Annotated in this window: 7 protein-coding genes; 4 read left to right on the top strand and 3 right to left on the bottom strand. The window is 40.0% G+C overall.

Going from position 1 to position 9,867, the window contains the following annotated elements; translation table 11 throughout:
• The first annotated feature begins 7 nt into the window (after window positions 1-7).
• Genes PHG87_07405 through PHG87_07420 form a run of 4 tightly spaced genes read left to right on the top strand, consistent with a single transcriptional unit; the run spans window position 8 to window position 4,804 of the window.
• Window positions 8-802 (top strand): hypothetical protein, encoded by a 795-nt coding sequence (locus PHG87_07405; protein MDD5478001.1) that lies wholly within the window; start codon window positions 8-10, stop codon window positions 800-802.
• Window positions 799-1,461, top strand: a complete 663-nt coding sequence (locus PHG87_07410) for a hypothetical protein (protein ID MDD5478002.1) — start codon at window positions 799-801, stop codon at window positions 1,459-1,461. Before PHG87_07405 ends, PHG87_07410 begins: the two co-directional genes overlap by 4 nt.
• Window positions 1,462-1,493: 32 nt before the next feature.
• A complete protein-coding gene (locus PHG87_07415) occupies window positions 1,494-2,582 on the top strand; it encodes a hypothetical protein (protein MDD5478003.1) in 1,089 nt (362 codons plus the stop codon).
• Window positions 2,579-4,804 (top strand): glycosyltransferase, encoded by a 2,226-nt coding sequence (locus tag PHG87_07420; protein MDD5478004.1) that lies wholly within the window; start codon window positions 2,579-2,581, stop codon window positions 4,802-4,804. Before PHG87_07415 ends, PHG87_07420 begins: the two co-directional genes overlap by 4 nt.
• A 275-nt stretch (window positions 4,805-5,079) precedes the next feature.
• Here PHG87_07420 and PHG87_07425 read toward each other — a convergent pair whose 3' ends face one another.
• The 3 genes from PHG87_07425 to PHG87_07435 all read right to left on the bottom strand — a co-directional run.
• The gene (locus tag PHG87_07425) at window positions 5,080-7,398 is read right to left on the bottom strand and encodes a DNA polymerase (GenBank protein MDD5478005.1); all 2,319 of its coding nucleotides are present in this window, start codon (window positions 7,396-7,398) and stop codon (window positions 5,080-5,082) included.
• A gap of 404 nt (window positions 7,399-7,802) precedes the next feature.
• Window positions 7,803-8,222: a hypothetical protein gene (locus PHG87_07430; protein ID MDD5478006.1), complete on the bottom strand. Its 420-nt coding sequence runs from the start codon at window positions 8,220-8,222 to the stop codon at window positions 7,803-7,805.
• Between the two features lie 1,091 nt (window positions 8,223-9,313).
• The coding region (locus PHG87_07435; protein MDD5478007.1) for a hypothetical protein at window positions 9,314-9,867 on the bottom strand (554 nt) is incomplete at its 5' end.

The following is a 9,867-nucleotide window of genomic DNA, read 5'->3' on the forward strand; positions in this document are numbered from 1 at the left end:
ATACACTATGGCAGAGGCCCCTTGCGAATACATGGAATTGCACGGTTCCCCCACCGACGAATCGGTGGACATGGAAAAACCAAACAGTTATACGTGCAAAGCGCAGTATCTTTGTAACTGGGCGGATAGATATGATTTAGGTGGGTGGTTTCTTACTGGGGATAATGGTCTACCAATAAAGTTTCCACACCATACTGGTTCAACTAATGTTAGAGCTAGGCGTTTATCCGTTAAACCTTTTGATGCTGAACAACTGGGTAGTGGTACAATCGCATCATATCAATATGCTATACTTGAAGTGGATTATGGGATACCATCATTTGAGAAGGGTGCCGCTAGTGAATTGTATTCCGAATCCATCGAACCAGCAGCGGAGTTTTTAACCCTTGATAATGAACTATTTGCGTGGTCTGATGGTGAAGAACTAAAAGAGAATGAGGCACCCGGCAGATTGTTTATCACTTGTGATTACGTACTTAGTAGATATGGGTTAACGTCTTTACCCTCGGCCGTATTTTCCCTAATTGGTTGTGTCAATAATGCTCAATTTGTTTCACCCACTTTAGGGTGGACATTTGCAGCACAAACCCTATTGTTTAATCCGCCAACAGCAAGTAGGAAAGTGTCAACCGACTTTAAGAGTCTTGTATGGGATATTACAATAAGGATGACATATAACCCAAATACATGGAATAAATTCTGGAGGGCAGATACCCAACAGTGGGAAACCATTAAAATAATTGGTGGTTCTACATATAACAATTACACTCCAGCTAACTTTGGTGCATTGTTACCAACATGATTAGTAAAGATAGACTAAAGGACATAATTGTAGGTAGGTCCACTATCGGCGACCTTGTTGAAACCGTAAATGAGTTAGTCAAGATAGTGAAAAAGGGCCAAAATATGGGCCCTGGTATGTTCCAATCAAGTGGATTTACACTTAAGAGAAAGACCGCTGGCAAGGGTGGAGAAGAGGGTAAGGCTGGTTTCTGTTTCGTTGGCAAAGATTCCGAAATAATTGATAGACAAGTGGAAGTTTATAAAGCAGGTACCTCTGGGCTACCTACCCAAGAGACTGAAACTGTATGGGATACGTTCAATCAGTGGGTCGATTATTGGATGGGTGGAATTAGAGGCATTGCTGTTTGGAGCGAATTAGATAGATACGAAATAGTGTCATTAGAGCCCCTAATTGAAATGATTAAATGTAGTGTAGATGAACCAAATGGTGTTGAATATGGGTCAACATCAGTGTCCATTAAACTAATAACCCCAATGTATCCTATTGGTGCTACTAAATATCCCAAAAACACTGAACCGACTAGTGCAAGAAATGTACTAAGATTTCCTTGTACTGATAATGCCCCTATGATTGCAATTTATGATTATCAATCAGATTTGTGGCGTGGATTGATTACACCATACGCAGTTACTTGTACAAACCCCTGCCAATCTTAAGGTAGTTAGGAATAATAATGGTTTCGCCCTTAATGCTGGTCGATAATGGGTTCTTGGTAAGGGGATATGGCCCAGGTAACGCTCACCTAACCTTTTATGACGATCCCCTTGCTTATCCATGTTCTCCCCCATGTGCGCACTTTCTCGATTACACGCCCGATTGCGTGGGGGTTTCTCTTGACATATCAAACGCTTATCCTTGCATATCCGGGACATTCTACTTGGGGTATACAGGCTGTTACTCGCGTGGTTGTAACTGGGCACCTACTTATTATGATAATTGCCCCGATCAAAGAGGCTATATTATCCCTGGTATTTCTTCTGGCTTTGGAGAGTTTGGAGAGTCTGGTCATATATTTGTTAGGGTTTATTGTTATGGTGGTCAATACTATATTGGTGCATATTTTTACAAGTTTGGGTATTATGACGCATACAATAACTGGCTTGTTCCACAGACTTATTATGCTATAAATGGTACTAAGGGTGATCGCATGTGTGGGGATTTTCAGTTCACTCTGGAGAAAAACGAGTCTTTGAAATCGTACAATGAAGAGTTTAGAGAGAATTATCCAGACACCATTGAAGTGTTTAGTGCACATGGTTCAGAACCAACAAAGTGGTACGAAACCCTTACAAATGAAAGCATATTCCTTAGTGCAAACGCCCATTGTGGTTGTGTAGATTGGCCGTTATCAGTAGAATTATCAATTAGTGGAACATTGGTTATTTGGGATTCTTTTTATAAGGAATATGTTTACATAGATATTTCTGGTACTTATCCCCTAGAAAGACCCGCCTACCCAAAGTGTGACCAAGATGACTTCTGGTACACTAATGATAGATGGATTGCACATATTACTGGTTTGGAGTACGAATATAGGGGTATTATACATTCTGCGACATTGGAGTTTTTACTTGGGGTAGGGACTAATGGGATTTATTACGGCAATCTTAGTGTTAGTGGGTATGGGTATAGTATTGTTGGCCCTTTTGTATACAACGCTAGATACAGAAGCAGTCAAGACGAATATGATGAATATGGTTCTTGCTTAGGTACATTTACCCTAGATAGATATATTGGTTCTGAAGATTTACCCGATTCCGTGGAGATTACGATATGAGATGTAATTATGTTTTAGTAGAAAAAGATAGGTATAAATGCACTAGATGCGGCAGAACAAGTAGAACCATAAAAACAACCCATTGTCCTGATACTCGCATTTTCAGTAGAAGTGCTATTACCCCAAAGGAAACACTTAATGATGATACACTCAAGAGCATAACTTATGGGAAGGTGATTGATACAACAGTAAAACCACTAATTGTGGTTCTTGGGTTACATTGCTCATTATCTTCTGCCCTAGCTATGGCAATGGAAGAGCTAGGCATCTTTATGGGTAAAAAGACCAAAGGCGGAGAAAGCCAAGCATTGGCCTTGGTGCTTGAAGGGTTGTTTAGGTTTCCAAGCACTAGGTCAAGTAGAACACCATGCGAAACCAATACAATACTCAATAAGGTAATTACCCAACATATTAAACAGTCTGGGGACAAACAAGTCGGTGTTAAATACCCTACTCTATGCGCACTAATGGAAAACATTGACCATAACAACCTAATCATAGTTGACATAGCGCGACCATTGGAAGACTCTATAAGGTCTTTGGTCTATAGGTCAACTCCAGAGAACCCAACCCATCCAAACTGCTCAAGTGAGAAAGCAACCAATGTGCAAATGTTTTTGCACACAAAGAAAAGGGTATTTCTCAAAAGGTCAAAATACCCATATATTAGAATTGGTGCGGAAACTTTAGTAAGAAAAACAGAAGCCACCTTGACAAGATTGTGTGATTTTCTCGGTATTAGTCCGACAAAAGAACAGATGGATAGGGCAATAAGTGTTATTGACCCAAATAAGGTTAGGCATACCAAAGATGTAATGAAACCAAAATGGTATGATGACACTACAATTATCATAAAGTCATACGAAAGACACAATGAACTAAATAGACTAATTGACCAGTTGCTCGATAGGTGGCCCGATGTTGAGATACTTGTTGCGGATGATAGTGAAAAACCCTATTTTAGGTCTGAAGTAACTACATATAATTTGCCCAATGATATAGGATTGGCGCATGGTAGGAATTACCTAATTGATAGGGTAAAGACTCGTAATGTAATCATAATGGACGATGACTTTATACTAACCGACAGAACCGATTTGGAGTATTTGCACAATAAGTTTAACGAGAATAATCTTGACATTTTGGCTGGGGACGCAATTAGGAATAGTAGAAAGACACCATTTGGTATTTTGTATAATGATGGTAAAATACTATATCAAAGGGCAAAGGAATATGATGCAAATGGTGTAACTATTGGCAACTACGTGCCCAATTTCTTCATTGCGAGAACGTCCTCTTTGAAGAGAAGTAGATGGGATTCGAGACAAAAAGTAGGGGAGCATGTAGACTTTTTTATTAGGGCAAAACGTAATAACTTGCTAATAGGGTTTACACCTAATGTAGTTGTAAGAGACCCTGGTGGTGTCAAGAGGACAAATCTCAAATATTGGAAGCATAGGCAAAGAGCCCATAAGTTACATCACGAAGCAATCGTTAGATGGTGCAAATACTATGGGTTGACCTACTATCAGAATGGTTTCCTGAAAGAATACTACCACAATAAAAATATGGGGGATAAAAGTGTGGCCAGTATCCCTAAGAAAATCCACCAAATATGGTTGGGTGATAAGCCTATTCCAGAAGAGCAAAGAGAGTGGATGAACCAATGGAAAAACTTTAATCCTAATTGGGATTATGTACTCTGGAAGCAAGTACCCCATAGAATAATACACCCAGAATTATTAGAGTTATTACCCAAGTGTTATTGTATTGCTCAACAAACGGACATAATAAGACTGTCCATTCTGTTCAAGTGGGGCGGTATTTACTTGGATACTGATTTTATACCAGTGCAAAAACTGGATACCCTACTTGATTACGCAAAGAAACACGATAAAGAGGCATTAGTGTTTAAAAACGGGACAGGCGACTACCTGGGTAATGGTGTAATCGCTTGTGTGCCTCAACACCCACTTATAGAGCATTATATTAGGCTAATTCCCCAATACTTTAACCCAAACAAGGGGAATAGCATTGGCCCGCCCCTACTTACCCTTGCCTACAATGAAGCAAAGGAAAACTTTTTTGATATAGGTGTAATGCCCAATGATGTATTCTATCCAATAGAGTATAAAAGAAGGGGGGAATTAGAAGATTCCCCCCTTAGATTCGCTACAGATGAAACTGTAGGCATACATACCTACGCTGGGCAGTGGCACTAGATTACATCATTGGAGTATTTACTTCTGGGGTGCAAATGGTCCACTGATTGCTGGTCACTTATGTTTCCGTCTTTTTCCACTATGCAAACCTTGTCGCAGTCTGGTTTGGGTACTTCCACTAATTGTCCATTTACGATTTTCATTATTCTGTATATGGGATAATCCTTTGGAGCATCTATCCCAACCCTAACTGCTGTTTTGTTTGTGGAAAAGACTCTGATACAAATAGGGCCGATACCGATAGACTCACCCGGTTTTAATCTAAGGCAAAGCATCTAAAAGTCCTCCGAACTATAGGTTCCAATAACACCAAGATTATTCCAATCTTGGCCGATCGAAAGCTCAACTGATATTGGGGTAATCATCCAATCGAAACTTCTCATAAGCATTAGTTGGGTTATTTCATCTACGGTTTCTCCGTAATTAGGACTATCTTCTATTAGGGTAGTTAAATCATCGTGTATGTTTAGCACAACTCTATGACCCGCCTTGCATAATCGGATCATAGCCGCTATGGTGATGTCAGAAGCACTACCTTGAATAGGGGAATTAAACAATATGGTGGGCTCTAGTGGCATTCTACGACGCCGACCATTTAGTGTTTCTATGTACCCGTAAGCATCATAGAAATGCTTTACTTCTCTTTGCCAGCGTTTTACCCCTTTATACCTATCCCAGAACCCCGATTGCCACTGCACTAGATACTTGTCTGGTATACCGATTCTCTTTGAAATACTTTTAGGGTAAGAACCATAAAATGACGCAAACACAATTTCACTCTTGACGAAAGTACGTAGTTTCTTTTTGTCCCCTAGTACCATCTTATGGTCTAAAATACCAGGGTATATTTTCCTTAGGGCGTCTGCCTCTTCCCAATGTATATCCACCCCGTTTGTTATTGCGTCAATTAGCTTTCGATCTTTTGAAGCCATAGCTAGCACGCAAACTTCTATTTGCTTGTAGTCGCCCTTTAGTAGTTTCCAACCATTGGGAGCAACTATAACTTCCCTAATCTCTGGATGTTTCCTAATTGGGAAATTCTGAACATTGGGCTCTTCACTGGATAGCCTACCAGTGCTAACGAATAGTCCATTGTACTGGGTATGTATCTTTCCGTCTGGATACACTAGAGCACTATCCCTAGTTAGGTTATTAAGGTAAGTGCTCAATAGCTTCTCATACCCCCTAACTTTCAATATGGCTGATATTATTGGACCATATACTTCATGGGTTCTGTATTTATCAAGTGTTTCTTCCCTTGTGTTTGGAAGAGGGCTACCTATAGAGTAAAACAGCTTACTTACTTGTGCTGGGCTACATGGATTAAACGGCTTTCCAGTAGTTATTTGCAGATTTTTGATGGGTCCTACTTTTGATAGTTTCTTCTTTGCCACCAATAGTTCTTTATTAAACTTTTTTCTTAGGTGTTCTACCTTATTGAAGTCAATATCTAATCCTTGGGCTTGCATCGAAACCAGCGCTGGGGTTCTGTCAACGTACATTCTATAGGGCTTAAAGAGTGATCCCCCTATTTTGTTCTTTTGTTTGTGATACAGCTTCATTGTCCATTTACTGTCAAGACCGTTATATTCGAGCAGTCTTTTTACAGAATAACCCTCTAGCCTTTTCCTGTTTAGGTTATACACACTCTTTATTCTGAACCCAAAGTATTCTAGTGTGAGAAAGTCAAGGGAATGACACCTTTTTCTTTCATCTAGTGTAAATGCTTGTGCTTGGGTGTCCTCCCAATTGCGCCAAAGTATTCGCTTATCTCTATCGAATATATGGTAGAACCACTCTAATTCGTAGGCTAGGTTGTGTATGATTATTCCTGCATTATGCTTTGTCAATATGTCATATACTTGGTCGGCTACAATGGGGCACCACTCTAGGGCAATCGTTTCATCATTTGTATTTGTGAAAGCAATGCTCAATATCTTGGACTTTTTATGATATGGTCTTAATGTATTAGCTTCAATATCTAATGCTAATAGGCTATGCCCATGAACAATCTTCTGTAACTTCTCGACACCGAGCTTAGCGCGTTTCGCATCATACGTGGCAATGTTGGATGTAATCTCCCTTGTTGTTGGAATAATAGGGGATTGTGTTCCCATCCCCATTACAACCTTATCAATGGCTTCCCATATATCGTTTTTGAAGCAATCATATAGGTAATCTTGCCCCATTCTGTTAACGTATGATGGGTGTAAACAAGGGAAATACCAGCAAGCGTGATTGCCTACTTTTATTGGTACTTGTCTACCCCTCCAATTTGTTATGGTGTTTTCCTTTAGAAGTGCTTGTAATGGAATTGCGCCAAATCCTATAATCACCTTTGGCTTAGTTCGCTCTATGTCCTCTATCAAATACTTCAAGCAGCAGGATAAAGCTCTATTAGTTGGAGTACCCGGTGGGAAACATCTAACTACATTGTTCCATCTTATCCACTCTTTGGGTGTATTAGAGGGTAAACATGCTCTTAATGTTTGACCAGCTTTCCCAACAAACTGCTTTCCCTGTTGGTCCTCGTTTTTTCCTGGGGCTTCTCCGAGAATATAAATCCTTGGTTTGTTTGACCCAGTAGGTTTCATTTTAGGCGATAAGATTTTGAGTTGGTTGTAAGGGCAACTATCACACCCATCTTCGTTAAGGGTAATAGGTTCATTAGTCGATTTACTCTTAATCTGTAACTTGGTGAAAAGACCGTCCATTGTGTTTTCCCTTTAACTTATTGTGTTCACCAATAGTACGCTATCTACGCATTTCCTTTAGTATTTTCTTTTGGAGTTTCTTGTTCAAGTTAAAATACTTCTTTTGCCTCTTTTCCGAATAGTGGCTAGATACCACTGCCAGGGCGTGAATCCAAAGGAAAAGACCAATAGGGGGAAACGCTAGGGTACCAACAAGTAGAATCGCACTAAATGCAAAGTGGAAAATCTTGCCAGTGAACAAAACACCCAAAGGCGGACAAAAGATTGTAATGATGTAAAGCATTTTATTCTCCCTTGTTCAGTTTGGTTCGCACTGATTGTGACATTCTATAACGCATTAGCTCTTGGGCAAATGGAAGTATCCTTTCGCACCAATCGAGAACATGGTGCTTTGGCACATTGGATACTTCTACACTAGCATAAGGGCCTATTGGAAAACAAGCTGTTTTCTCAAAAATATATGCCTCTTCTTTTGTCATAGGCTTATTACCCTCCATCTTTTTTATAGCCTTTTCAACGTCAAACTCGTCACCCTTTAGGTCTGGAACTCCACGTAATAGGGCCCTCCAAAATCCCCTAATAAACTCATTTGTTTCACCCGAAATACTTTCCAAGCACTCTATTGCATATCTCTTCCCTTCAATGCGTCTGTTTGCTGCTTCTTTCTCATTTTCTGGTGGGGTGTGCAACCTAATCCTTTCCATTTAATGCTCTCCAATCTCTCAGAACAAATGTCACAATACTTTTTTATGGCTTCAATTCCTAAAGCCCTTACCCCAAGTTTCCTTGCTTCAAATAACATTGTTCCTGAACCACAAAAAGGGTCTACTGTAATTCCTCCCTTTGGTGTTATGTACCTAATCAGCCAATTAGCGAGAAAATTGGGTGTCCTTGCTGGGTGCCCATAAGTGGATGGGATATCACGGCTATTTGAATTAGCTACTACTATAACATTTGGGGGACAAGTACCCCCAGACTGAATACCCCTTTGATAAAAAGAGGCCCTCGATTTACAATGCAGCCCACTTGGCGACATCATTTTTGCTTGACTGAAGTCACTAGCCTTTTTCAATGAAACAAAGCTCATATCCATTAGAATCGCATCTTGTTGTCTGAAACAATTAGGGGAACCCAACCATACACAATACTTAATGGATGGTTTCAGTAAGCCATACTTTCTGCTTATGTGTACAGTTGGAGATGGTGCAATGTTGAACCAGTAAATATCCTGAACCACGTTCCAATCATTAGACCATTTAGACATAAAATCCCATATCCAAGACCGCATCTTTCCGCACTTTTCACTATTTGGTTGAAGTATAAATACTAAACTGCCGCGTTCAGTCAAAGTACGTTTGCAGTTATAGATAACAGTATTAGTCAAATTAAACCAATCAAGCACTGATAACTTACCGTATTCCCTTGGTACTTCTGGATATGGTGGGTCACTCACGATTGAATCAAACACACCATTATCAAAATATGGTAGAATCTTTGAGCTATCGCCATGTATTAGGCACACATTATCAGTGCAAGCGCAATCGCCTGATCTTGTTACCGTCTTTCCGCACCGATAACACTTCGGTTTTCCTGTTGGCGCCCCTAGTCTTTCTCTTTTCATTGGAACCCTCTAATGATTTGTACCAATTATTGCCGTCTTTGGTAGAGTACGAACTTTTAAGTGTGTGTTTGCCATACTTATGCCTCAATTTGTGAAATTGACTTAGTGTAATTCCTTCGGTTTCGTCTACATGATCCCACAACCAGGAATCCCCTATATCTTCTGTATATAGCTTTAGTCTGATTCTACTTCCCCCGCCCATTTACTTACCCCATTTTTCTTTGTTATAAGGTACTGATAATCGAATCCACTATAAGCTAATCCTGTATGGTCAACAACCCATATCTGTTTATTGTCAGCCCTAGAACGTAAACACTCCAATAAGTGGTCTACACCCTCTGGAGATAGGTGGGTAGTTGGTTCATCCCATATCTCTACTTCTGGAAACACGCCTTTTCTGTTGCTTATCAGACTCGCCATTGCTGTTGCGCCAGCGATTCTAAGTCTTTGTGTTTCTCCCCCACTCCAATTATTCCAATCTACTGGTTCGTCATTATTGGGTGAAATAATAGATATGTGAAACCCTGGAATAAACCTACCAGTAGTGCTTAGCTTCTCTACATCATATTTTATGATCCAATCTGAAAGCCCCAATGCAACTAAGTTATTCGCAGTGACAATTTCAAACTCCAAGGTAACGCTGTCAATTAGCCATAACCTTAGCTCTTTAAATCCATTTACCCAATAGGTTGTTCCTGCCAATTCCTTACTTAAAGATTTTACTCTAT

The organism is Candidatus Omnitrophota bacterium (assembly GCA_028716245.1).
Lineage (GTDB): Bacteria > Omnitrophota > Gorgyraeia > Gygaellales > Profunditerraquicolaceae > UBA6249.